Annotated in this window: 25 protein-coding genes and 1 tRNA gene; 6 read left to right on the plus strand and 20 right to left on the minus strand. The window is 63.2% G+C overall.

Annotated features, from left to right (window positions below):
* Positions 1-68 precede the first annotated feature (68 nt).
* Positions 69-1,139, plus strand: a complete 1,071-nt coding sequence (locus tag K3146_RS09645) for an MBL fold metallo-hydrolase (protein WP_221546084.1) — start codon at positions 69-71, stop codon at positions 1,137-1,139.
* A 127-nt stretch (positions 1,140-1,266) separates the two neighbouring features.
* Here the strand turns inward: K3146_RS09645 and K3146_RS09650 are convergent.
* Positions 1,267-1,353, minus strand: a tRNA-Leu gene (locus K3146_RS09650).
* Between the two features lie 184 nt (positions 1,354-1,537).
* Here K3146_RS09650 and K3146_RS09655 point away from each other — a divergent pair.
* A complete protein-coding gene (locus K3146_RS09655) occupies positions 1,538-2,488 on the plus strand; it encodes a complex I NDUFA9 subunit family protein (RefSeq protein WP_221546085.1) in 951 nt (316 codons plus the stop codon).
* A gap of 7 nt (positions 2,489-2,495) precedes the next feature.
* Here K3146_RS09655 and K3146_RS09660 read toward each other — a convergent pair whose 3' ends face one another.
* From K3146_RS09660 to K3146_RS09695, 8 genes are all read right to left on the minus strand, one after another.
* Positions 2,496-2,948: an NfeD family protein gene (locus K3146_RS09660; RefSeq protein WP_345724163.1), complete on the minus strand. Its 453-nt coding sequence runs from the start codon at positions 2,946-2,948 to the stop codon at positions 2,496-2,498.
* Positions 2,945-3,934, minus strand: coding sequence for an SPFH domain-containing protein (locus K3146_RS09665; RefSeq protein WP_221546086.1), 990 nt, complete (start codon positions 3,932-3,934; stop codon positions 2,945-2,947). Before K3146_RS09665 ends, K3146_RS09660 begins: the two co-directional genes overlap by 4 nt.
* Before the next feature lie 78 nt (positions 3,935-4,012).
* Positions 4,013-4,876: a dienelactone hydrolase family protein gene (locus K3146_RS09670; protein WP_221546087.1), complete on the minus strand. Its 864-nt coding sequence runs from the start codon at positions 4,874-4,876 to the stop codon at positions 4,013-4,015.
* An 83-nt stretch (positions 4,877-4,959) separates the two neighbouring features.
* Positions 4,960-5,814: a formyltetrahydrofolate deformylase gene (purU, locus tag K3146_RS09675; RefSeq protein WP_221546088.1), complete on the minus strand. Its 855-nt coding sequence runs from the start codon at positions 5,812-5,814 to the stop codon at positions 4,960-4,962.
* A 71-nt stretch (positions 5,815-5,885) separates the two neighbouring features.
* Positions 5,886-6,212 carry a hypothetical protein gene (locus K3146_RS09680; protein ID WP_221546089.1) on the minus strand — a complete coding sequence of 109 codons (327 nt, stop codon included), beginning with the start codon at positions 6,210-6,212 and terminating at the stop codon, positions 5,886-5,888.
* 1 nt (position 6,213) lies between these two features.
* Positions 6,214-7,230: an NAD(P)H-dependent flavin oxidoreductase gene (locus K3146_RS09685; RefSeq protein WP_221546090.1), complete on the minus strand. Its 1,017-nt coding sequence runs from the start codon at positions 7,228-7,230 to the stop codon at positions 6,214-6,216.
* 46 nt (positions 7,231-7,276) lie between these two features.
* Positions 7,277-8,440 carry a formate-dependent phosphoribosylglycinamide formyltransferase gene (purT, locus tag K3146_RS09690; protein ID WP_221546091.1) on the minus strand — a complete coding sequence of 388 codons (1,164 nt, stop codon included), beginning with the start codon at positions 8,438-8,440 and terminating at the stop codon, positions 7,277-7,279.
* 9 nt (positions 8,441-8,449) lie between these two features.
* Positions 8,450-9,730, minus strand: coding sequence for an aspartate kinase (locus K3146_RS09695; protein ID WP_247711190.1), 1,281 nt, complete (start codon positions 9,728-9,730; stop codon positions 8,450-8,452).
* A 53-nt stretch (positions 9,731-9,783) separates the two neighbouring features.
* Between K3146_RS09695 and ubiG the strand changes: the two genes are divergently transcribed.
* On the plus strand, positions 9,784-10,542 hold the full coding sequence (gene ubiG / locus K3146_RS09700) for a bifunctional 2-polyprenyl-6-hydroxyphenol methylase/3-demethylubiquinol 3-O-methyltransferase UbiG (protein WP_221546092.1): 759 nt from the start codon (positions 9,784-9,786) through the stop codon (positions 10,540-10,542).
* Here ubiG and K3146_RS09705 read toward each other — a convergent pair.
* From K3146_RS09705 to K3146_RS09720, 4 genes are all read right to left on the minus strand, one after another.
* Complete coding sequence (locus K3146_RS09705) at positions 10,523-11,548, minus strand: glycerophosphodiester phosphodiesterase family protein (RefSeq protein WP_221546093.1); 1,026 nt, start codon at positions 11,546-11,548, stop codon at positions 10,523-10,525. The two genes, ubiG and K3146_RS09705, sit on opposite strands and share 20 nt — an antisense overlap.
* Positions 11,542-11,889 carry an ArsC family reductase gene (locus K3146_RS09710; protein ID WP_221546094.1) on the minus strand — a complete coding sequence of 116 codons (348 nt, stop codon included), beginning with the start codon at positions 11,887-11,889 and terminating at the stop codon, positions 11,542-11,544. Before K3146_RS09710 ends, K3146_RS09705 begins: the two co-directional genes overlap by 7 nt.
* 118 nt (positions 11,890-12,007) lie before the next feature.
* A complete protein-coding gene (ruvC, locus tag K3146_RS09715; protein ID WP_221546095.1) occupies positions 12,008-12,490 on the minus strand; it encodes a crossover junction endodeoxyribonuclease RuvC in 483 nt (160 codons plus the stop codon).
* 7 nt (positions 12,491-12,497) lie between these two features.
* Positions 12,498-13,241, minus strand: a complete 744-nt coding sequence (locus tag K3146_RS09720; protein WP_221546096.1) for a YebC/PmpR family DNA-binding transcriptional regulator — start codon at positions 13,239-13,241, stop codon at positions 12,498-12,500.
* A 278-nt stretch (positions 13,242-13,519) separates the two neighbouring features.
* On the opposite strand from K3146_RS09720, the gene K3146_RS09725 reads away from it, so the two are divergent.
* Positions 13,520-14,257, plus strand: coding sequence for a DUF4136 domain-containing protein (locus K3146_RS09725; RefSeq protein ID WP_247711191.1), 738 nt, complete (start codon positions 13,520-13,522; stop codon positions 14,255-14,257).
* Between the two features lie 79 nt (positions 14,258-14,336).
* Here K3146_RS09725 and K3146_RS09730 read toward each other — a convergent pair whose 3' ends face one another.
* The 3 genes from K3146_RS09730 to K3146_RS09740 all read right to left on the minus strand — a co-directional run bounded on the left by K3146_RS09730 (position 14,337) and on the right by K3146_RS09740 (position 17,023).
* Positions 14,337-14,594 carry a YjhX family toxin gene (locus K3146_RS09730; RefSeq protein ID WP_221546097.1) on the minus strand — a complete coding sequence of 86 codons (258 nt, stop codon included), beginning with the start codon at positions 14,592-14,594 and terminating at the stop codon, positions 14,337-14,339.
* 190 nt (positions 14,595-14,784) lie between these two features.
* Positions 14,785-15,243: a dUTP diphosphatase gene (dut, locus tag K3146_RS09735; RefSeq protein WP_425594596.1), complete on the minus strand. Its 459-nt coding sequence runs from the start codon at positions 15,241-15,243 to the stop codon at positions 14,785-14,787.
* Positions 15,236-17,023 (minus strand): bifunctional phosphopantothenoylcysteine decarboxylase/phosphopantothenate synthase, encoded by a 1,788-nt coding sequence (locus tag K3146_RS09740; protein ID WP_345724324.1) that lies wholly within the window; start codon positions 17,021-17,023, stop codon positions 15,236-15,238. Before K3146_RS09740 ends, dut begins: the two co-directional genes overlap by 8 nt.
* Positions 17,024-17,172: 149 nt before the next feature.
* Here K3146_RS09740 and K3146_RS09745 point away from each other — a divergent pair, with 149 nt between their 5' ends.
* Positions 17,173-17,574 (plus strand): hypothetical protein, encoded by a 402-nt coding sequence (locus K3146_RS09745; RefSeq protein ID WP_221546099.1) that lies wholly within the window; start codon positions 17,173-17,175, stop codon positions 17,572-17,574.
* Here K3146_RS09745 and ubiB read toward each other — a convergent pair.
* Both ubiB and K3146_RS09755 read right to left on the minus strand, forming a co-directional pair.
* Entirely contained in the window at positions 17,552-19,108 is a 1,557-nt protein-coding gene (gene ubiB / locus K3146_RS09750; protein WP_221546100.1) for a 2-polyprenylphenol 6-hydroxylase, read from the minus strand. The genes K3146_RS09745 and ubiB overlap by 23 nt on opposite strands.
* Positions 19,109-19,111: 3 nt before the next feature.
* Positions 19,112-19,843 (minus strand): class I SAM-dependent methyltransferase, encoded by a 732-nt coding sequence (locus K3146_RS09755; protein ID WP_221546101.1) that lies wholly within the window; start codon positions 19,841-19,843, stop codon positions 19,112-19,114.
* Between the two features lie 56 nt (positions 19,844-19,899).
* On the opposite strand from K3146_RS09755, the gene mutM reads away from it, so the two are divergent.
* Positions 19,900-20,715, plus strand: coding sequence for a bifunctional DNA-formamidopyrimidine glycosylase/DNA-(apurinic or apyrimidinic site) lyase (gene mutM / locus K3146_RS09760; protein WP_221546102.1), 816 nt, complete (start codon positions 19,900-19,902; stop codon positions 20,713-20,715).
* Between the two features lie 19 nt (positions 20,716-20,734).
* Here mutM and K3146_RS09765 read toward each other — a convergent pair whose 3' ends face one another.
* The gene (locus K3146_RS09765) at positions 20,735-21,280 is read right to left on the minus strand and encodes a hypothetical protein (protein WP_221546533.1); all 546 of its coding nucleotides are present in this window, start codon (positions 21,278-21,280) and stop codon (positions 20,735-20,737) included.
* Positions 21,277-21,948 carry a glutathione S-transferase family protein gene (locus K3146_RS09770; protein ID WP_221546103.1) on the minus strand — a complete coding sequence of 224 codons (672 nt, stop codon included), beginning with the start codon at positions 21,946-21,948 and terminating at the stop codon, positions 21,277-21,279. The genes K3146_RS09765 and K3146_RS09770 overlap by 4 nt, the downstream gene beginning before the upstream one ends.
* Positions 21,949-22,036 lie beyond the last annotated feature (88 nt).

Raw genomic sequence — 22,036 nt, forward strand, 5'->3', positions numbered from 1 at the left:
ACAGCCCGACAAAAGCTTGCGCCTCATCCTTGTTGGGCGCAGGTAATCTGGAAGAGGGGGAAGGCTCGATGGTGAAAAAGGCAGGGATCATTTTGGCGGGCCTCGTCGCGTTCGCCTTGGTCGCCGCGATCGCGTTCCAGGCTCAGATTGGCACCGCCCTGTTCAAGCGTGCGGTCGAGCAGAACAACGGGCGCGATAGCCTCGCAGCGCTAGAGGATGGCTTGCACGTCGGACTTTGCGGAACCGGTTCGCCCATGCCCAATCCCGACCGTGCCGGCCCGTGCAACCTCGTGGTCGCTGGCAAGCAGGTTTTCGTCGTCGATATTGGGGAGGGCGGGGTCAGGAACCTCGCGATGATGGGCGTCGATGTAGGCAGGCTCGATGCGCTGTTGCTCACCCATTTTCACTCCGATCACATCGACGGGTTTGGGCCGCTCATGCTCAATTTCTGGATCCGCGGAACGAACACCTCTCCCTTGCAGGTCTACGGGCCTTCCGGGGTCGAGGCGATCGTAGACGGTTTCAACGCCGCCTATGCGACCGACGACACTTATCGCACTGCGCATCACGGTGAGGACGTCGCTCCCTCGACCGGCGGCGGGGCGCAAGCGCGCGTCTTCGACATGGCGGGCGACAGTGTCGTGGTTCTCGAAAGGGACGGGCTGACGGTCACGGTATTCAAGGTCCAGCATGCGCCGGTCGATCCGGCGGTCGGCTATCGCTTCGACTACAAGGGCCGCTCGCTCTGCATCAGCGGGGACACAGCGAAATCGACCAACCTCGAACGCGCCTGCAAGGGTGCCGAACTGATCGTGCACGAGGCGCTCCAGCCAGCCCTCGTCGCGGAGATGGAGACGCAACTGGCCGCCTCGGGCAACGCCTCGGGCGCGAAGATCATGGTCGACATCCAAGATTATCACGCATCGCCCGAAGATGCCGCCGATAGCGCGCAGCTGGCGGGCGCGCGCATGCTCGTGCTCTCCCACCTCGTCCCGCCGCTACCGAGCAAATACCTCTATCCCGCTCTCCTGGGCGATGCGGAAAATCGCTTCGATGGAGATCTGGTGGTTGGCGAGGACGGCATGCTGTTCTCCCTCCCTGCTGGCAGCGATGCCATCAATACGAGTGAACTGATCTAGAGATAGGGAATACGGGGCCGATTACTCGATGCCGCTGGGGTCGCAAGAGTCATCGAAGACGAACACTCCGATGGACTTCGGGATTGGAGCGAACAGTTTGCCCCAATGTGTTTCTCTGAAAAGAAGATGGTGCCCAGAAGAGGACTCGAACCTCCACGCCCTTGCGAGCGCCGCCACCTGAAGACGGTGCGTCTACCAATTCCGCCATCTGGGCACACTTACGGGATTTGCGGATCATCCGAGTCCGCACCCGTGGTAGGCGCGCGCCACTAGCGAAGCGGCGCGGGGCTTGTCAACGCTATTTGGTCGCGGCGCGCGCGGAACGCTTGCAGGCGCTCGCCGGTTATGGCTAGGGCGCACCCGACGAATCCCCACTTCGCATATTCGAGACGAGACACATGGCTAAGAGCGGCGCATTGAACGGCAAGATGGTGGTCCTGATGGGCGGCACCGGATTCCTAGGCAATTACGTAGCGCAGGCGCTGCTGTCGCGCGGCGCCCGGCTGCGGATCTGCGGTCGTGATCCGCAGGCTGCTTTCAAGCTCAAGCCGCTTGCCAACCTCGGCCAGCTGCAGTTCGTACGGATGGATGCAACCGACCGCCGCAGCGTCGAACGCTGCATCGATGGCGCCGATGCGGTGGTGAACCTCGTCGGCAGCTTCGACGGCGATCTCTACAAGCTGATGGGCGAGGCGCCCGGCTGGATGGCCGAGGCAGCGAAGGCAACTGGCGCCAGCAGTTTCGTGCATGTCAGCGCGATCGCTGCCGAACCGGATGAGGACACGGACAATGCCTATGCGGGCGCCAAGCATCTGGGCGAGCGGCGCGTGCGCGAGGCGTTCAAGAAATCGACGATCATCCGCCCCTCGATCATCTTCGGGAAGGACGACAACTTCCTCAACATGTTCGGTGAGCTGATTTCCAAGCTGCCGGTGCTGCCGGTTTTCGGTCCCGAAGCGAAACTGCAGCTCGTCTATGTCGACGATGTGGCCGAGGCGATCGCGCAGGCCCTCGAAAATCCCGGTACGCATGGCGGCAAGACCTACGAGCTGGGCGGGCCTGAAGCGCTGTCGATGTTGGAGGTCAACCAGCGCATTGCCGATGCCCAACGTCGCAAGCGCACATTCCTGCCGATGCCCGATGCCCTGTCGGCAACTTTTGCCGCCCTACCGGGCACACCGATGGGCAGCGACCAGTGGAACCTGCTCAAGCAGGGCAATGTCGCCAGCGGAGATTATCCCGGCTTTGAGAAATTCGATATCGAACCCAAGCCGCTCGGCCTGTTCCTCGACAAGTGGATGACGCGGTTCCGCAAGCACGGCCGTTTCGAACCGCGCTTGTCGGCCTGATGCGAGCCTAATCTTCGATCTTTTCCACGATCAGCACGGCACCATCGCTGCCGCTGATCCTGACGCGTTCGCCCACTGCCGCATCGCAGCCCTTGGCAAGCCATTCGCTGTCGCCGTGCTTCACACGACCCGTGCCGCCATCGAGCGCTGTGACAACCGTGGCGGTCTCACCCGCCAGCCGCATGCCGCGCCGGTTCATCTTGGGATCGGCATCGACGATCGGATTGCGGCGGACATAGTTTCGCCCTGCAAAGACCATCACGATCGACAGAATGGAAAAGACGACAACCTGGAGCAGGACCGCCTCGGGGAAGAGCAGCGCAACGATGCCTGTCAGCATGGCAGCGCCGGCCAGCCACATCAGGAAGAAGCCCGGGATGAGGATTTCCGCCGTGGCCAGGAGCAGGCCGATCGCCAGCCAAATCCAGAACGGATCGAGCGAACTGAGCCATTCCATCATCGTGCAGCTCCCGGACCGCTACGAGGCACGCTGGGCGTGGGGCGAGGCGCCGGCGGAGGAGGCGGAGAGGACGGTCCGTCGCTGGTAATGTCTTTCACGAGTTCGCCAATTCCGCCGAGCGAACCGATGAGCTGCGTGGCCTCGACCGGGAACAGGATCGTTTTGGCATTGGGGCTGGTGGCGAACTTGCCCACTGCCTTGGTGTATTCCTGCGCCACGAAGTAGTTGAGCGCCTGGCCGCCCGATCCTGCGATGGCATCGTTGACGACCTGGGTCGCCTTGGCTTCCGCCTCCGCTTCGCGCTCACGCGCTTCGGCGTCGCGGAAGGCGGCTTCGCGGCGCCCTTCGGCTTCCAGGATGGTCGACTGCTTCTCGCCCTCGGCACGCAGGATCTGCGAAGCGCGGTCACCTTCTGCTTCGAGGATTTCGGCACGCTTCAGGCGTTCCGCCTTCATCTGGCGTGCCATCGCCTCGGAGATGTCCATCGGCGGACGGATATCCTTGATCTCGACGCGGGTGATCTTCACTCCCCAGGGCGAGGTCGCGTGGTCGACCACCGAAAGCAAGCGGGCGTTGATCTCGTCACGCTTGGACAGCGTTTCGTCGAGATCCATCGAACCCATGACCGTACGCAGGTTGGTGGTGGTTAGCGCCATGATCGCGTTGTAGAGGTTCGACACTTCATAGGCCGCCTTGCCCGCATCGAGGACCTGGAAGAACACCACCGCATCGGTGCCGACCATGGCGTTGTCCGCAGTGATGATTTCCTGGCCGGGAATGTCGAGAACCTGCTCCATCATGTTCACCTTCTGGCCGACGCGGTCGATGAAGGGGATGATGAGGTGAAGGCCCGGTTCGGCAGCCAGCGTGAACTTGCCCAAACGCTCGATCGTGTAGACATAGCCCTGTTTGACCACGCGCACGCCCATCGCCAGGAAAATGAAGACGAAGACGAGTATCGCGAAAGCGAATACGAGCAGATCCATAGCAACCCCCCAAATCAATCCTGCGCCGATGCTAGCGCGGCTTGCCTATCGGGGGAAGCGAAACCGGATGAAATCCGCCTAGAGTGCCTTCGAATAGGTCGCGAGCAGGCGGGTCCAGGCACGCTCGGCTTCTGCGCGGTCGTAGGAGGGGCTGTCGGGCACGCACCAGCCATGATCGGCTGCGTAGACCTCGATTTCCGCATTGGCGCCCACCGCATCCGCAGCCTCGCGAAACTCCTTTTTGGAGTCAGGGTCCTTCGCATCGTCGTTCTGCGCGATGGCGATGAGGTAGTGTGCGTTTTCACGCAGCATGCGGTGCGGGCTCATGTCGCTGTCGCGCACCAGCCCGCCGCCATGGAAACTTGCCGCAGCCCGGAATTTCTCGTGCGCTGCAACGCTCCACACGGTGAAGGGACCACCCATGCAATAGCCTTGCGTGCCGATTCCTGCGGACTGGTCGACACCGGGTTGCTCGGCGAACCAGCCAGCCACCGCGCGAGCATCGCTCTGAATGGCCTCGGCATCGAGCTTGGCGCGCCAGGGAGTGACCTTCTCCCAGCCGCCATTGCCCGCGAAATCCGCGAAATCGGCGAATTGTTCGCCCGCAACATCGCGGTAATAGGGATTGGCGACCAGCACCGCATAGCCCTCGTCGGCAAGACGCCGCGCCATCGCACGCTTGGATTCGCGCAGCCCCGCGATATCGGGCCACAGGAGGACGGGCTTGTTCACGCCTTCGATCGGACGGACGAAGAATCCATCCATGGTGCCGGAAGCGGTGGTGATCGCGACGGTACTTTCGGAGAGATCGTTGAGCCTTTCGGTCGTTTCGCTCGCATTGGACGCGCAGGCCGCAGCTCCTACCGCCATGGCCGCACTGCCGAATCCACGCCGCGTCAGGCGGCCTTTCGCCCAGCGGGCCACTTGTTCCTGATCGCACATCGCAGTCTCTCCACCACCTCGTTTGCGGACGAGCGTAGCAGGGAAGGGAGTATCGACAAGGGCGCGCGGCACGGGCGCGCAAGTCAGCCCCTGAAGACGACGGTACGCTGGCCATTGAGGAGAACGCGCTCCTCGAGGTGGAGCCGTACCGCTTCGGCCAGCACGCGGCTTTCGATTTCGCGGCCCTTGCGCACCAGTTCATCCGGGCTGTCGGCATGGCTGATCGGTTCGGCGGCCTGGTGGATGATCGGCCCTTCGTCGAGGTCGGCGGTCACATAATGCGCGCTCGCGCCGATCATCTTGACCCCGCGCTCATAGGCCTGGTGGTAGGGTTTCGCGCCCTTGAAGCCGGGCAGGAAGGAATGGTGGATGTTGATGCACCGCCCCGAGAAATGCGCGGCCTGCTCGTCTGACAGGATCTGCATATAGCGGGCGAGCACCACGAGCTCGGCGTCATACTCTTCTGCAAGCGCGCGTACCTGCGCTTCCTGCTCGGCCTTGGTTTCGCGGGTGATCGGCAAGTGATGGAAGGGAATGTCCCCGAGCGGCGTGTGCTCGATTGCCTCGCGCGGATGGTTGGAGACAATTGCCACCGGCTCCATCGGCATTTCGCCGATGCGCCAGCGATAGAGCAGGTCGGCAAGGCAATGATCGAACTTGCTCACCATGATCAGCACACGGCGCGGACGATCGCGCAACGACAGCTTCCAATCCATCCCGAATTCGGCAGCGAGCTGGGCGCAGCCCGTGCGGATCGTGTCGCGATGCGTTTCGCTCGGATCGAATTCCACGCGCATGAAGAAGGCGTCCGAAGCCCGGTCGTTGAACTGCTGTGCCTCAAGGATATTGCCGCCCTGTTGGAACAGGAACGAGGTAACGCGCGCGGTGATGCCGGGGCGATCGGTGCAGGACAGTGTGAGGACAAGCGGTTCGGACATGGGTAGGTTGTGCCGGTTCGGTAGGCCGCGCGGCAAGGTCAAAGCCCTACGCCGCGGTCAAGAAGTGTTTGTCAGTCGTCGCTCTCGAACACGACCTCACGAATACCTGTTTCATGCAGCGCGGCCTTGATGACCGCGCGATCGGCATCGATCAGTGTACCCTCACATCGCACGACATGGGCAATCGGATGGCGAAGCGAAAAACCGCCTTCGCTCAGGATCTTGCGGATCGCACGGACGATCGTGTCTTCGAGAAACCTCGGATGAGCGACCAGCGAGCTTTCCGACGAAAAGGGATATTCGGCTCGCTGATCGACGAAAGTCTCGGTCCCGCGGTGCGTCACCTGCACCCTGTCGCGGTATATCGCGACATCGAGATCGAGCGAATGGATCGCCATCCTACCTGCGCGTGAGCGCCTCTTCGCTTTGTGCCATCAGCTTTTCGATGATGTCGGCCACCGGCTCTTCCGCTTTCAGCATGCCGACCGACTGCCCGGCCATCAGGCTGCCGTTCTCGACATCGCCATCGATCACCGCGCGGCGCAGCGCGCCTGCCCAGTAATGCTCGATCTGCAGCTGGGCCTCGTCCATCGCGATTTCCTCGCGATCCAGGACGCCGGCCACCTCGATCTGCTTGCGCGTGAATTCCTCGGTGCCCTTGTTCTTGAGCGCCCGAACCGGGATCACCGGCAATCGCGGATCGACCTGCACGCTGGCGACCGCGTCGCGGGCACTGGCGCGGAAGAATGCCTTCTTGAAATTCTCATGCGCGATGCTCTCGGTAGCGCAGGCGAAACGCGTGCCAAGTTGGACGCCCGCCGCGCCCATTTCGAGATAGCCCGCAATGGCCTGACCGCGCCCGATGCCGCCAGCCACGAATATTAGGTGCTCTTCGGCAAGCTCGGGGAGCATTTCCTGCGCCAGCACGCTGGTCGATACGGGGCCGATATGACCGCCTGCTTCCATGCCTTCGATCACCAGCGCATCGGCACCGGAACGCAGCAGCTTCTTGGCGAGCGCGAGCGTGGGCGCGAAGCAAATGACCTTTGCCGGGTTATCGCCACCCTTGATTGCCTCGACACTGCCCTTGGGCGGGATACCGCCAGCCAGCACGACGTGGCTGACACCCGCCTTGTCGCAGACCTCGATCAGGTCGAACAGCTGCGGGTGCATGGTAATGAGGTTCACGCCAAACGGCTTGTCGGTGAGCTTCTGCGTTTCGGCGATTTCGGTTTCGAGCAGTTCAGGCGTCATCGCACCGCAGGCAATTACGCCGAAGCCCCCGGCATTGGAGATGGCGGAGACGAGATTGCGTTCCGACACCCAGCTCATCGCGCCGCACAGGATCGCATATTTCGAACCGAGGAATTCTGCGCCGCGCTGCATCAGGCGGTCGGTCTTGGGGTAAGTAGTCATACGAGGGGCGCTTAAGGCGCGCCGAACGCTACGGCAAGCGGCTTGCTCAGTCGCCGTAGACGATGCGCACCTTGTGGGCAGCATCCCGGGCCTTGCGGCGGGCCTCCTCGGTATCACCCGCGGTGGCCAGCGCCACGCCCATGCGGCGATAGGGGCGGCTGGTGGGTTTGGCGAAGATACGAAGGTCCGTGCCGGTTTCGGATAGCGCTTCGGCGAGGCCGTCGTAGCCAAGTTGCGCACTATCCCGCTCGGCGAGGATCACGGCGCTGGCGGAGGGGCGGGCGCGCAGTTCGGCAGGCACTGGCAAACCGAGTACGGCGCGGGCATGCAAGTCGAACTCGGTGAGGTTCTGGCTCACCAACGTCACCATGCCGGTGTCGTGCGGTCGCGGGCTGAGTTCGGAGAAAATCACCTCTTCACCCTTCACGAAGAACTCGACACCGAACAGGCCATGGCCGCCGAGATCGTCGACCACCTTGCGCGCCATGTCCTGCGCACTGGTAATGGCCTCATCGCTCATTGGCGTGGGTTGCCAGCTTTCCTGGTAATCGCCGCGTTCCTGCCGGTGGCCGATCGGCGGGCAGAACGTGACCCCGCCCTTGTGGCGCACTGTCAGCAGGGTGATCTCGTAATCGAAATCGACGAACTGTTCGACGATCACGCGCTGCCTGTCGCCGCGCATGTTCGCGCATGCATAATCCCACGCTTCCTCGAGCGCACCTTCCTCGCGGACGGTGCTCTGGCCTTTGCCGCTGGACGACATGACCGGCTTGATCACGCATGGGAAACCCGTGTGCTCGGCTGCCGCGCGCACTTCGTCGAAGTTCTTGGCGTAGCGGTATTTCGAGGTCTTGAGGCCCAGTTCGTTCGCGGCAAGATCGCGGATCGCGTCGCGGTTCATGGTCAGCTGCGCGGCGCGTGCAGAGGGAACGACCGTAAAACCCTCTTCTTCCAGTTCTGCGAGTACGGACGTCCTGATCGCCTCGATCTCCGGGACGATATAGTCGGGCCGATGCTTCTCCGCAGCCGCTCGCAGCATGTCCCCATCGAGCATGGAGAAGACTTCACGGCTATCCGCCACCTGCATGGCAGGCGCATCGTCATAGGCATCGCAGGCCACGACATAGGCGCCCAACCTCTTGGCCGAGATCACGAACTCGCGGCCGAGTTCGCCCGATCCGAGAAGGAGGATTTTGGCCGTGTGGCTCATCGCCGATCCCTAGGCCGCCTCATCCGCCGCATCGAGGCCGTAAGCAGTGTGCAGCACGCGGACGGCAAGCTCTGTCTCGTCCTCGTCGATCAGCACGCTGACCTTGATCTCTGAGGTCGTGATCGCCTGGATGTTGATGCCGCGATCGGCGAGCGCCTGGAACATGGTGCTGGCGACACCCGCATGGCTCTTCATGCCTACGCCCACGACACTGATCTTGGCGATCTGGCTGTCGGTGATCAGGCGGTTGTAGCCGATCTCGTCACGCTTGTCCTCGAGCAGCGCCTGGGCGCGCGCGAGGTCTGCTTGCGGGACGGTGAAGGTCACGTCGGTCTCACCCTTGTCGCGGCCGACATTCTGGATGATCATGTCGACATTGATCCCCGCCTTGGCGAGCGGATCGAAGATATGCGCCACTGCGCCCGGCTTGTCGGGCACGCGGGTGAGGATGACTTTGGCCTCGTTCTTGTCATGCGCGATACCGGTTACGTGCTGGCGTTCCACTTCGCCCTTCTCCACCAATTCGATCATTTCTTCTTCCGACACGATCATCGTGCCCGGAAGCTCATCTGCGGGGACGGCGTCGTCGCCCACGAAGCTGGAGAGGACCTGCACGCGCACGCCCTCTTTCATCGCGAGGCCCACGCTGCGGGTCTGCAGCACCTTGGCCCCCACGCTCGCCAGCTCGAGCATTTCCTCGTAGGTAACCGCCTTCAGCTTGCGCGCCTTGGCGACGATCCGCGGGTCGGTGGTGTAGACGCCGTCGACATCGGTGTAGATGTCGCAGCGGTCCGCTTTCACAGCCGCAGCAACTGCAACGGCCGAGGTGTCTGAACCGCCCCGCCCAAGTGTCGTGATGCGGCCATCGTCCGACAGGCCCTGAAAGCCGGGGATGACTGCGATCTCGCCCGCTTCCATCGAGGCCACCAGGTCATCGGCGTCTATGCCTTCGATGCGCGCCTTGGCATGTGCCTCGATCGTGCGGACAGGGAGCTGCCAGCCGAGCCAGCTGCGCGCCTTGCAGCCCAGAGATTGCAGCGTGAGGGCGAGAAGGCCCGAAGTGACCTGTTCACCGCTCGCCACCACCACGTCGTATTCCGCCGGGTCGTAAAGCGCGTTGGCTTCGCGGCAGAAATTGACCAGCCGGTCGGTCTCGCCCGCCATGGCGCTGACGACCACTGCAACTTCATTGCCACCGGCAGCCTGCTTGCGCACGATGTTGGCGACGCGGCGAATGCGTTCGGTCCCCGCCATGGAGGTGCCGCCGAATTTCATCACGATACGGGCCAAGCGAGGAATTCTCCGTGCTGGAATGGTTGCCCTGAGGCTGCTAGCCACGCGGCATGAGCGATGCAACCACGAGCCATGCAAGCAATACTTCGGCAGGCCAAACGATCCGGCCCGATGAGGCTGCGCATTTCGGCAAGCTTGCGAAGGATTGGTGGGACCCGAAGGGTTCCTCTGCAATGCTCCACAAGCTCAACCCGGTGCGGCTCGGTTTCCTGCGCGACGCGATCGACTTGCACTGGGCGGGCGATGTGCGTGACACGAGGCCGCTGGCCGGCAGGAGCGCGCTCGACGTGGGCTGCGGCGCGGGCCTTTTGTGCGAACCGCTGGCGCGGCTTGGCGCAGATGTGACCGGCGTCGATGCCGCACCCGAGAACACTGCAGCTGCCGCCATCCATGCCGAGCGGGCGGGCCTCGACATCCGCTACATGGCGGGCGAACTGGCCAGCCATGACATCGGTACATTCGACCTCGTCACGGCGATGGAGGTGATCGAGCACGTTGCCGACAAGCAGGCCTTCGCGAACGAACTGGCGGCGAGGCTCGCACCTGGCGGGCTGATGGTCCTCTCCACTCCCAACCGCACCGCCCGCTCGCGCGCCCTCATGATCGGGGCGGCCGAAGGCTTTGGCCTGATCCCCAAGGGCACCCATCACTGGGACGATTTCATTACACCCGAGGAACTGTCCGACATCCTCGCCGTCGCGGGTCTCGACATGGGTGAGCCACGCGGCATCGCCTTCTCGCCAATGAAGGGCCTGCACCTCTCGGACGACCTCTCGCTGAACTACATCGTCACCGCCCGAGCGCGCTGAGCACCACGGCGGGATCGTCGGTAAATAGCCCGTCGATCCCCGCAGCCGAAGCCAGCAAGACAAGCGCAGGCAGGTTTCCCGCCGTGCCCTCTCCTCCGTCCTTGCGGAAGGGCGCGGGGAGGAAGGCGTTTTCCTTGCGCAGCGTCCATGCATGGACCTGGAGACCTGCCTCATGCGCCGCCTCGATCACGCCGGTGGAGCTCCCGTCGGGTGCCAGCAACATGCGCATGTCCGCCCCGATCGCATCGGCATAGCCTGCTACCTCGGCAAGGCCGCTCGGCGAGACCATGTCTTCATAACGCAACGCAGGTTCATCCGCCGGACCCGCGCCGGGCTTGACGAGCAGGACCAGTGGCACATCGACCAGCCGGTCGAGGCGCCGTAGCGGAGCGACTTCGAAGCTCTGGATGAACACCGCGTCATCGACATCGTCGAGATCCGCCTCGCGGAGTGCCGTCACCAGCAGGTCGACACTGTCGATTCCCGCCTCCTGTAGCAGGAAATGGGGGTGCTTGAGCTCGGGATAGAGGCCGATGGTGCGGCCCGTCTCGGCCTCCTTCGCACGCACGAGCTGCACGATTTCGGCAAAGGTCGGGACGCCATAGAGTCCGTCGAAGCGCGCATTGGCGCGGCGCAATCCGGGCAGGCGCTCCTTGGCTCGCAGCGTGCGCAGTTCGGCGAGCGTGAAATCCTCTGCAAACCAGCCGCTCACCAGTTGGCCGTCGATTGTCTTGGACCGCTGGCGATCCGCAAACTCCTCGCGGCTTGCCACATCGGTCGTGTCCGAAAGCTCGTTCTCGTGCCGTGCGACTAGCACGAGGTCCTTGGTCACCACGAGATCGGGTTCGATATAATCCGCGCCCTGGTCGATCGCGAGTTCATAGGCGGCCAAAGTATGCTCGGGCCGCTCACCGCTTGCGCCGCGATGGGCGATAACCAGCGGGTCCTGCGCTGCCACAGGCAGTCCAAGAACCAGCGCGATGATCGCGACCAATCGCTTCAGCATAGCACTAGGTCCCATTCGCTTTCCGAGAAGCCGACCAGCACCCCGCCCGGATGCTCGACCACCGGGCGTTTGATCATGCTTGGATGTTGCAGCATCAAGTCAATCGCTTTTGCGCGGTCGATATCCGTCTTGTCGGCATCGGATAGCTTGCGGAAAGTCGTGCCGCGCTTGTTGAGCAGCACTTCCCACCCCACCGCATCGGCCCATGCCGCAAGCTTGCCCGCGTCGGCCCCTTCCTTCTTGTAGTCGTGGAAGCCGTAGTCGATGCCGTTCGTATCAAGCCACTTGCGCGCCTTCTTGACGGTATCGCAGTTCGGAATGCCGTAGAGGTGAATGGTCACTGGATCGTCCTACAGGATGGAACAGATGGAACACGGTCCAGGCGAGAAAAGGCCCCACCCGCATAAACCGCACATTTTCGCCTGTTTCCAGCCGATCCTGCGCGATGTCGGAGCCTGCCTAACGCGGGTGCGGCGCGTAGGAAAGATGCGCATCGGCAATAGCCACGGCAAGCGCATCGGCCGCATCGGCTCCGGCGATCTTGGCGCCAGGTAGCAGCACCTTGAGCATTGCCTGTACCTGCGCCTTGTCTGCCCCGCCCGTACCGACCACGGCCTTCTTGACCAGCCGCGCGGCGTGTTCGTTGACCGGCAGCCCCTGCGCGCCGCACGCCGCCAGCACGCAGCCGCGCGCCTGCGCCAGCTTCAGCGTCGATTGCGGGTTCTTGTTGACGAAGACTTCTTCCGCCGCGGCGCGGTCGGGGCGGTGGATGGCGATGACCTCGGCGAGTGCGCTTTGGAGCGATGCCAGTCGCTCGGCCATCGGCGCCTTGGCATCGGTTGGCACCTGGCCATTGGCGATATGCGCAATGCGCGAGCCCTCGGCCCGGATCACGCCCCAGCCGGTACAGCTAAGCGAGGGATCGAGGCCGAGGATGATCACGGATGGATCAGCCGACCTTCTCCATCACCTCGTCGGAGATTTCGTAATTGCCCCAGACGGTCTGGACGTCGTCATCGTCTTCCAGCGCGTCGATCAGCTTGATCAGCGTGCCCGCGCCCTTCTCGTCCATTTCGACGGTGATGTTCGGCTTCCACGCAAGCTTCACGTTCTCTGCTTCTCCGAGCGCTTTTTCGAGATCGCCCGCGACCTGGTGGAGATCGTCCGCGGCCGTCCAGATAGTGTGACCGTCTTCCGAGCTTTCGACATCCTCTGCACCTGCTTCGATAGCGGCCTCGAGAACCTTTTCTTCGTCACCTACGCTGGCAGGGTATTCGATCAGGCCGAGACGTTCGAAGCCATGCTGGACGCTGCCTTCGGTGCCAAGGTTGCCGCCATTCTTGCTGAAGGCCGTGCGCACTGCCGTTGCGGTGCGGTTGCGGTTGTCGGTCAGCGCTTCGACAATGATCGCGCTACCGCCCGGGCCATAGCCTTCGTAGCGGACTTCCTCGTAGTTTTCTGCATCGCCTGCCGAAGCCTTGTCGATCGCGCGCTGGATATTGTCCTTGGGCATCGACTGGCTCTTCGCCGCATTGACGGCAAGGCGCAGGCGCGGGTTCATGTCCGGATCGGGCATGCCCATCTTCGCCGCCACAGTGATTTCGCGGCTCAGCTTGGAGAAGAGGTTCGAACGCTTCTTATCCTGCGCACCCTTGCGGTGCATGATGTTCTTGAACTTGGAATGGCCTGCCATGGGTCTCGCTTCGCTTTGCCCGGACGATCGGGCGCAGATGAATGGAATCGAGCGCTCCCTTAGCCCTCCTCCCCCCTTGCCGACAACCCTCGTGCGCCCTGCAACATAAGTGAATCGCGGCATTCAATACCGGTTCATGGCACTTGGCGTAACACCCTGATCATTCGCCGGAAGAATGCCCAAGGGGAACGGGCGCGAGGCGACACTATGACAATTTCGTGTTACGGCGATTGCGCAACCGTGCGAGACCGGTGCCACGAAGCGAAAGGATGACTGCCATGACTACCCGTACCAAGGGTTGGGGGCGCGCGCTCAAGCTGGCCTCCGTTCCGATGATCCTCGCGGGCCTTGCTGCCTGCGCCACGCCGTTCAAGGCCGATGTTTCGCGCTTCCAGACGCAGCTTCCCGCCCCCGAGGGCGAAAGCTTCTACGTGGTGGCCGACGATCCGTCGCTCGCCGGTGGTCTCGAATTTGCGCAATATGCCGACTTGGTAGAAGGCCAGATGGCGCGCCTCGGCTATGTCCAGGCGCCTTCGGCCGAAGATGCATCGCTGCTGGTGCGCTTCGATTATGGTGTCGACAACGGTCGTGAGCGCGTGCGCACCACGGGCTTCCATGATCCGTTCTATTCGCCCTGGTATGGCTATCGCGGTTTCCACCGCCACTCGCCCTTCTACCGCCCGCGCTACTATCGCACGCGCGACGGACGCCTGATCCGCACGGGCTATGTCGGCAGCCGCTGGGGCTATGGCTTCTACGACCCATGGTTCGGCGGCCCCGAAGTGCGCAGCTACACCGTCTACACCAGCGGCATCGACATGAAGATCGACCGTTCGGCAACCGGCGAGAGGCTGTTCGAAGGCAAGGCGCAGGCCCTGTCGACCTCGAACCGCCTGCAGTATCTCGTCCCGAACCTGGTCGAGGCCATGTTCACCGACTTCCCCGGAAATTCGGGCGAGACGGTGCGCATTTCGGTCAAGCCGGAAGAGGAAAACACCGTTCGCCGGATCGACTGACGCGAGCAAGACATCCCGTCTGGACGGGGACTACCGAGGAAGGGCGGCCACGGATCGGGCCGCCCTTTTTTGTGCGGTATCAGCGATTGTCGAGCTGTGCCCGAACCGCTTCGAGGCCCTGCCTCGTGATGCGGTAGGGGTTGCCATTTACACTCCGGATCAGCCGCCGCTTGCGCAACCGGTCGAAGACGGGAAGCGTGCAATCGGCGAGACGGAAGCCATCGCGGTTGAAGCAATCGACTTCGGTCACCCGGCCGCCGGTGGTGCGGATGAACTCGATGCGTCCACCCTGCGCGAGCGCGTGCAGCACGCGCTGTTCGTATTTTGAGATATTCAATGTCAGATTTCCATCTGCTGGACAGGTGTGCAGCTGCCGCGGGCATTGGCCCTGCAACGCGCACGTCAGCCCATCCCGCATGTCAGACGCGGGCCGGGCAGCTCAGCGGATGGCAATCTCTGGCATAAATCCTTCAGGTCGCGGATGCGATGGAGGCAATTAGGGGCCTGCGACCCCGCTGGTCAAGCGGTCACAGCTTCTCGTGGCCGCCGGTCGAACCGAAACCGCCTTCGCCGCGCTCGGTCGCATCGAGTTCCTCGACCTCGGTCCATTTCGCTTGCGTAACCGGCGCCAGCACCAGCTGTGCAACGCGATCACCGCGGGCGATGGGGAAATCGTCCGCCCCGTGATTGATGAGGATGATCTTCAATTCGCCGCGATAGTCGCTGTCGATCGTGCCTGGCGTATTGGGCACCGAGATGCCGTGCTTGAGCGCAAGGCCCGAGCGCGGGCGGACCTGGATCTCAAATCCTTGCGGAATGGCCATGGCGAGGCCCGTGGCGACGGCATGGCGCTGGCCGGGCTTCAGCGTAACGCTTTCTGCCGCCAGCACGTCCATCCCCGCAGCGCCATCGGTGGCATAAGCGGGAAGGTCGAGGCCGTGACCGTGCGGCAGGCGCTTGATCTCTACGCCCACGGGATCAGTCACGCGGATCTTCCTCCGGCTCTGCGAGCGCTTCGGCGGCACGGCGGACGAGTTCGCGAGCGACCTCTTCCTTCGGCATTTCGGCAAGGCTTTCGACCCCGCTCGAAGTGACGATATGCACCTGGTTCATGTCGCCGCCCATCACGCTTTCGCCTTCCGCGAAGGAGACGTTGTTGGCGACGATCCAATCGGCACCCTTGCGCTTGCGCTTGGACTTGGCGTTTTCGACCACGTTCTCGGTCTCGGCGGCAAAGCCGATGAGGAGGTGCGGACGCTTGCGACCTGCAGCTACGGCGGCGAGGATATCTGGGTTTTCCGCCAGGATCAGGGCCGGCGGGGCAGACCCGCGCTTCTTCATCTTTTCGGCGGCAACATGGCGGCTCTTCCAGTCGGCCACGGCGGCGACCATGAAGGCGGCATCGGCGGGGAGCGCATTGCGCACTTCTTCGGCCATGTCCTCCGCCGTCTCGACATCGATCCGGTCGACGCCCAGCGGCGTGGGCAGGTGGACCGGGCCGGAAATCAGCGTCACGCGCGCGCCGGCTGCGGCGGCCATGGCGGCAATCGCGAAGCCCTGCTTCCCGCTCGAGCGGTTGGCGATATAGCGTACCGGGTCGATCGGCTCGCGTGTCGGGCCGGCAGTGATGAGAACGTGCTTGCCGTGCAGCGGGCGATGCTCGGGATCCTCATCGAAGATCGCCTGCCCGTAGAGCGGATCGGCGGCCAGCGCCTCGCCATGGTCGAGCGTTTCGACGTCCTCGGGCATAGGCTGCGCCTTGGCGCGTGCATCCTGCTTGCCGACAGTGTGGTTGATCGCTTCCTTGTCGGTCGGCGGCGCGGCAGCAGCCCCGCCCTTCTTCGCGAGAAGCGATCCGCCAAGGTCGGGATTGAACTCCGGCTCCTCGAAGTCTTCCGCGTCGAAATCCGGCTCGACCTCTTCGAAAGCCTCTTCCTCGAATGCTTCCTCTTCCTCGATTTCCTGCTGCTTGCGCTTTGCTGTGCTGCGCGGGATGATCGCGTTGAGCAGGCTGCCAAGGCCGGAGCGGGCGGAGAGGTCTTCTTCCTCTTCCTCGGGTTCGGGCAGTTCTTCGGTGAACTCTTCCTCGACCTCTTCCTCAACCACCTCATCAGTCGGCGGTGCGAGCTGCGGCGCGGGAGCGGCAAGTTCGGGCAGGTCGATATCGAGATCGAGCGTTTCGGCAATCTTCTGCAGGATCGCGGCGGGCTCGGGCAGGCGGCCGGGGCCGAATTCGCCGCAGGCCATCGCGCCTTCGTCCGGGTCCATCACGGTGACGCCCGCCTGGCGCAGCCATTCGGCATTGCGCTGCGTCGCCGAATGCTCCCACATCCGCACGTTCATTGCCGGAACGGTGATCACCGGCTTGTCGGTCGCGAGGATCAGCGTGGTGGCGAGATCGTCGGCAATGCCGGCGGTCATCTTGGCCAGCAGGTCTGCCGTCGCCGGGCACACGACCACGAGGTCGGCCTGCCGCGAAAGCTGGATATGGCCCATTTCGACCTCGTCCTTGAGATCGAAAAGCGAGGTATAGACCTTGTTCTCGGACAATGCGGCGAGCGCCATCGGGGTGACGAACTGCTGACCACCTTCGGTGAGGACGCAGGTGACATCGCCGCCCGCCTTCTTGATCAGCCGCACGAGCTCGCATGACTTGTAGGCGGCGATACCGCCCCCGATCACGAGCAGGATCTTCGGACCGCTCACGCGCCCGTCTCCGCTGTTTTCATAGCGCGCGGAGACTTCCGCGCGGATCGGCTGGTGCATTCCCATTGCGTCATCGATGCGCTTGCTAGCGCCCCCTGTCCGTCATTGCCAGCGCCATCGGGCAGGCTTTGCCCTGCCGAATCCGGCGCAATTGACGGCTAGCCTTGGCAGCCTATGGTTGAGAAAACGGTAACGAGGGGGCTTTCACCATGCATTTCATCCTTGCGGCGTTGCTTGCGCTGGGCGCGCTGCTCGACCTGTTCCTGGGGCTGAGCTTCTTCATCGACCCGGCAACGGCAGGCAATGATTTCGGCCTCCAGTCGCCCACGCCGATGGGCCTCTCGGCCATGCGCGGCGATTTCGCGGCCTTCTTCTGGGTGGCGGCATTGAGCATGGGGATCGGCGCATGGAAGCGCCGCGCCGACGTGCTCTGGCCCGCGCTCGCGCTGTTTGCCATCGCCTTTACCGGGCGGCTGGTGAACCTGCTGGTGGTGGGCGATTATGACGGCTGGTGGCAGCCGATGACGGTCGAGGCGCTGCACCTGATCGTGATCGCGCTGGCGATCAGGACATTCCCCTGGCGGGGTGCTAGCCCAGCAGTCCCTGCGTAAGCGCAAACCAAACTGCGCCACCGCCCGCCGCGAAAGTGACGAGGTAGCGCAACCAGCTGCGATCTTTCTTCGCGTTCGGCCCTATGATCAGTTCCACCTCGGGTAGCGGTGGAGGTTCGGGCGCGCCGCCCTTGGGCGGGAAGCGGTCCTCGATCCGACGCACGAGATCGGGGATGCGCAGCAGCGTCTCGGTATCCTCGCGAATGCGGTCCGCGATCGCGGCTTCGGGCCCGAGTTCGTCGCGGATCCAGCTGCGCACATAGGGGGCCGAAGTGTCCCACATGTTGATCTGCGGATTGAGCTGGGTGGCGATGCCTTCGACCATCACCATGGTCTTTTGCAACAGCAACAAATGCGGCTGCGTCTGCATGTCGAAATCGCGCGTGATTGCGAACAGTCCATCGAGCATCTGGCCGACCGAAAGCTCGCTCACCGGCTTGCCGCGCATCGGTTCGCCGACCGCTCTCAGCGCCGTCGCAAACTCGTCGACATTGTGGTAGCTCGGGACGTATTGCGCCTCGAAATGGATTTCGGCGACGCGTTTGTAATTGCCTGTCGTCAGGCCGTAGAGGATTTCCGCCAGCCACATACGCGCGCGCCGATCGATCCGACCCATGATGCCGAAATCGATCGCGGCGATGGTCCCGTCCGCTTTCACGAACAGGTTCCCCTGATGCATATCGGCGTGGAAGAAGCCTGCCGCGATGGCCTGCTTGAGGAAGGCGAGCACAAGGCGGCTGGCAAGCTCCTCGGTATCGTGGCCCGCCGCGCGCAGCTCATCGACCTTGCTTATCTTGATGCCGTCGATCCAGTCGATGGTCATCACTCGCCCATTGGTGCGGTCCCAGTCGATGCCGGGGATCTCGTACTTCTCCGTGCCGACCATATGGTCGGCGAGTTCGGAAGCAGAGGCCGCCTCGCGCCGCAGGTCGAGCTCGCGATTGGTCCAGCGTTTGAAGTTGGCGATGACGAGCCGCGGGCGCAGGCGTGCAGCTTCGCCGCCCATCGCCTCGACATGGGCCGCGGCCCATTCATAGGTGTCGATATCGCGCGCAAACTGCTCGCGCACGCCGGGGCGCAGCACTTTCACCGCGACTTCACGGCCCTCGGTCGTGACCGCGCGGTGGACCTGCGCGATCGAGGCTGCACCGATGGGCTCGGGATCGAAGTGGGAATAGAGCGCTTCGAGCGGTTGTTCGAAACTTGCCTCGATGCTGGCCTTGATCTTGTCGAATGAGACCGGCGGCAAATCGTCCTGCAGCTTGAGCAGGTTTCTCGCAGCATCTTCGCCTACAAGGTCGGGGCGAGTGGCGAGCGTCTGGCCAAGCTTGATCGCGGCAGGGCCGATATCGCGAAAGGCGCCCGCGTAATCCGGCTCCTTGGGCTGCACCGTGCCGAACCGCGCAATCCGTGCCAGCCGCTTGACCGGCGGAGGCGTATTGGGATCCCGCTCGATCCCGCGCAGGGCGCCATGCTTCGCCAGCGTGCGGCCCCATTTCAGGAGCCGGAAGATATGCTTAGCGGGGCGTGCCACTGGTTAGACTTTCCACCCCGAATGGATGTTCACCGCGCCGCCGAGGATCTTTTCGACCCGCGTGTTCTCGAAGCCCGCATCGCGGATCATGGCTTCGAACTCGGGTGGCTTGGGGAAGCGGCGGATCGATTCGGCGAGGTAGCGATAGCTGTCCTCGTCATTGGCGATCGCCTTGCCGATCTTCGGCATGATGTTGTGCGAATAGAGGTCGTAGACTTCCTTGAAGCCGGGCCAGTCGGTCTGGCTGAACTCCATGCAGAAGAAGCGCCCTCCGAACTTGAGCACGCGGTGTGCTTCGCGCAGGGCCTTGTCGATATAGGTCACATTCCTGATACCGAAGACTATGGTGTAGGCATCGAAGGTGCGGCTGGAGAAGGTCAGCTCTTCCGCGTTCTGCTGGCTCCACACCAGCCCGTCGATCCCGCGCTCCATCGCGCGTTCGATGCCGACGTCGAGCATGTCCTGGTTGATGTCGCTGACGGTGACGCTCGCCCCGCGTTCTGCCATGCGGAAGGCGATGTCGCCCGTGCCGCCTGCCATATCGAGGATCTGCTCGCCCGGCTGCGGTTTTACGCGTCCGACGAAGCGGTTTTTCCAGAGCCGGTGCATGCCGCCGCTCATCGCGTCGTTCATCACGTCGTACTTGGCGGCGACGCTCGAAAAGATCTCGCCCACGCGGCCGGTCTTTTCGCTCGCGTCGATATCTTCGTAGCCGAAGGAAACGGTGTCATTCATGGAGGCAGGCCTTAGGGGGAATTGAGCGGGGCGCAAAGGGTGTTAGAGGGTATTTCATGCCGGAATTACCTGAAGTCGAAACAACGGTGCGCGGCCTTGCACGGTTCCTCGAGGGCGAGACGATCACGCGGGTGACGGTGAACCGTCCCGACATGCGCCGCCCGTTCCCGCCCGATCTGGTGCAGGCGCTGACTGGCGCCAGCGTGACGCATCTCTCGCGCCGGGCGAAATACGGCCTCATCCACACCAGCCGCGATCATGCGATGGTGTTCCATCTCGGCATGAGCGGGCGCTGGCGGATCGATCCGGAGGCAAACGAGAAGCACGACCATCTCGTGATCGAGACCGCGGGCCATCGCTTCGCGCTCAACGACCCGCGCCGCTTCGGCTCGGTGGACCTGATGACCAATGGCGAGTTGGTGACATGGAAACCCTTCGCCGCGCTGGGGCCGGAGCCTTTGGGCGATGATCTCACGCCCGAGCACCTGCGTGAAGCGACACGCGGGCGCAAGCAGGCGATCAAGCTGCTGCTGCTCGACCAGAGCATCGTGGCGGGCCTCGGCAATATCTATGTCTGCGAGGCGCTGTGGCACGCGGGGATCCATCCGCGAAAGGCGGGCGGTAAGGTGACCATGCCACAGCTCCGCCGCCTCGTCCCCGCGATCAAGGACGTGCTGGAGCGCTCCATCCGCGACGGCGGCAGCACCCTGCGCGATTTCGCCCAGCCCGACGGCGAGCTAGGCTATTTCGCCACCCGCTTCCACGTCTACGGCCGCGAGGGCGAACCCTGCCACCACGAGGACGGCGGCACGATCCGCCGCATCGTGCAGGGCGGGCGCAGCACGTGGTTCTGCCCGGTTTGTCAGAGGTGATCCGGATCGCTGTAGCTGACTAGTTTGCGAATACAGGATGTACGAATTCTCGCAGCAAGTCCGCAGAGAGGAATTGCGAGGTGAATAGCCTTTCGACCCACGGCGCTCCGGAAATTCTCGGAAAGATTATCGAGCCCTCCGCGAAGTAAGCAGCGTCCAGCATTACCGCTTTGGCCTCTTCAAACGGCAATTCCCGCACGGCATCGACGCCGGATATCAAGGACTTCAATTGGACAATTTGCTCATCAGTTCTAGCGTATTCGATAGCGAACACCGCAGCTTCGGCGTACCAATCCAGATCGTTGAGCTCCCTAGTGCTTATCTCCCCATTGATGTATCTCTCAGCGCCTTTCAAACCTTCGCGTAATGCGGCTTGCGGGATGAGGTGCTCATTTTGCCAGCAACAAGCAATCAGGAAGCGGTGTAATTCCTTTATCTGCTTTCTGAAGAATTTCGGCTGCTCGGCGTGCAACAACGCAACTAGCTTCCTCGGGTCATTGGAAGTTTCCCAATCACGTCGAGACAGGAAGACATCTTTCTTTGATCGGCGGAAGATAGGGGTCATAGGTCCAGTGAAGCATATTCCCGCGGCGGGGGTAGGCCGTCCATCTTCTCGCTCAGCAGGGGGCGGAAGCTGGGGCGGCTTTTCATGACCATGTACCAGCCCTGCGCCTGCTCGTGCCCGCGCCAGTCGACCGCGCCGAGGTAATCGACCACCGAGAGATGCGCCGCGCAGGTGAGGTCGGCGAGGCTCAGCTGCGGGCCCGCGAGCCACTGCCGCGTGTCGACCAGCCAGTCGATATAGTCGAGATGGCCGTGCAGCATCCGGCCCATCTGGCGCAGAACCTGGCCATCGGGCGACTGGCGCAGGATCAGGCGCTTCTTCATCTTCTCGTGCAGCGCCGGTTCGGTGACGTCATGGTAGAAATTCTCGTCGAACAGCGTCGTCAGGCGGCGAATTTCCGCGCGCTGGACCGCGCTGCCCGAGATCATCGGGTTCCGCTCGACCGTCTCTTCGAGATACTCGCAGATCGCCTGGCTGTCGCACAAGGTCATGCGGCGCGCGGGGTCATGCAGCACCGGGGTGCGACCGGCAGGGTTCAGCTGCCAGAACGCATCGCGCCCTTCCCAGGGGTTCTCGCGCACGAGTTCATAGGCGACCGACTTTTCCGCCATGAGGAGGCGGAGTTTCCGGCTGAAAGGACATAAAGGGAATTGGTGGAGCTGCCACATAGCTGGCCTCCCCATGCCTCACCCGCGCGCCCGCGTCCACACGGGGAAGCGCGGGTGTGCCAAAATTTTCCGGCCCGGATTTTAGCTG

This window comes from Qipengyuania vesicularis (assembly GCF_019711415.1).
Lineage (GTDB): Bacteria > Pseudomonadota > Alphaproteobacteria > Sphingomonadales > Sphingomonadaceae > Qipengyuania > Qipengyuania vesicularis.

Excerpts from the sequence above, each read along its gene's own strand:
- mutM (WP_221546102.1), top strand. The coding sequence starts at position 19,900 with ATGCCGGAATTACCTGAAGTCGAAACAACGGTGCGCGGCCTTGCACGG.
- purU (WP_221546088.1), bottom strand. The coding sequence starts at position 5,814 with ATGTCCGAACCGCTTGTCCTCACACTGTCCTGCACCGATCGCCCCGGC.
- K3146_RS09665 (WP_221546086.1), bottom strand. The coding sequence starts at position 3,934 with ATGGATCTGCTCGTATTCGCTTTCGCGATACTCGTCTTCGTCTTCATT.
- K3146_RS09685 (WP_221546090.1), bottom strand. The coding sequence starts at position 7,230 with ATGACTACTTACCCCAAGACCGACCGCCTGATGCAGCGCGGCGCAGAA.
- purT (WP_221546091.1), bottom strand. The coding sequence starts at position 8,440 with ATGAGCCACACGGCCAAAATCCTCCTTCTCGGATCGGGCGAACTCGGC.
- K3146_RS09765 (WP_221546533.1), bottom strand. The coding sequence starts at position 21,280 with ATGACCCCTATCTTCCGCCGATCAAAGAAAGATGTCTTCCTGTCTCGA.
- K3146_RS09745 (WP_221546099.1), top strand. The coding sequence starts at position 17,173 with ATGCATTTCATCCTTGCGGCGTTGCTTGCGCTGGGCGCGCTGCTCGAC.
- K3146_RS09720 (WP_221546096.1), bottom strand. The coding sequence starts at position 13,241 with ATGGCAGGCCATTCCAAGTTCAAGAACATCATGCACCGCAAGGGTGCG.
- K3146_RS09670 (WP_221546087.1), bottom strand. The coding sequence starts at position 4,876 with ATGTGCGATCAGGAACAAGTGGCCCGCTGGGCGAAAGGCCGCCTGACG.
- K3146_RS09655 (WP_221546085.1), top strand. The coding sequence starts at position 1,538 with ATGGCTAAGAGCGGCGCATTGAACGGCAAGATGGTGGTCCTGATGGGC.
- K3146_RS09645 (WP_221546084.1), top strand. The coding sequence starts at position 69 with ATGGTGAAAAAGGCAGGGATCATTTTGGCGGGCCTCGTCGCGTTCGCC.
- K3146_RS09755 (WP_221546101.1), bottom strand. The coding sequence starts at position 19,843 with ATGAATGACACCGTTTCCTTCGGCTACGAAGATATCGACGCGAGCGAA.
- K3146_RS09705 (WP_221546093.1), bottom strand. The coding sequence starts at position 11,548 with ATGCTGAAGCGATTGGTCGCGATCATCGCGCTGGTTCTTGGACTGCCT.
- K3146_RS09740 (WP_345724324.1), bottom strand. The coding sequence starts at position 17,023 with ATGCACCAGCCGATCCGCGCGGAAGTCTCCGCGCGCTATGAAAACAGC.
- K3146_RS09680 (WP_221546089.1), bottom strand. The coding sequence starts at position 6,212 with ATGGCGATCCATTCGCTCGATCTCGATGTCGCGATATACCGCGACAGG.
- K3146_RS09725 (WP_247711191.1), top strand. The coding sequence starts at position 13,520 with ATGACTACCCGTACCAAGGGTTGGGGGCGCGCGCTCAAGCTGGCCTCC.
- K3146_RS09770 (WP_221546103.1), bottom strand. The coding sequence starts at position 21,948 with ATGTGGCAGCTCCACCAATTCCCTTTATGTCCTTTCAGCCGGAAACTC.
- K3146_RS09660 (WP_345724163.1), bottom strand. The coding sequence starts at position 2,948 with ATGATGGAATGGCTCAGTTCGCTCGATCCGTTCTGGATTTGGCTGGCG.
- ubiG (WP_221546092.1), top strand. The coding sequence starts at position 9,784 with ATGAGCGATGCAACCACGAGCCATGCAAGCAATACTTCGGCAGGCCAA.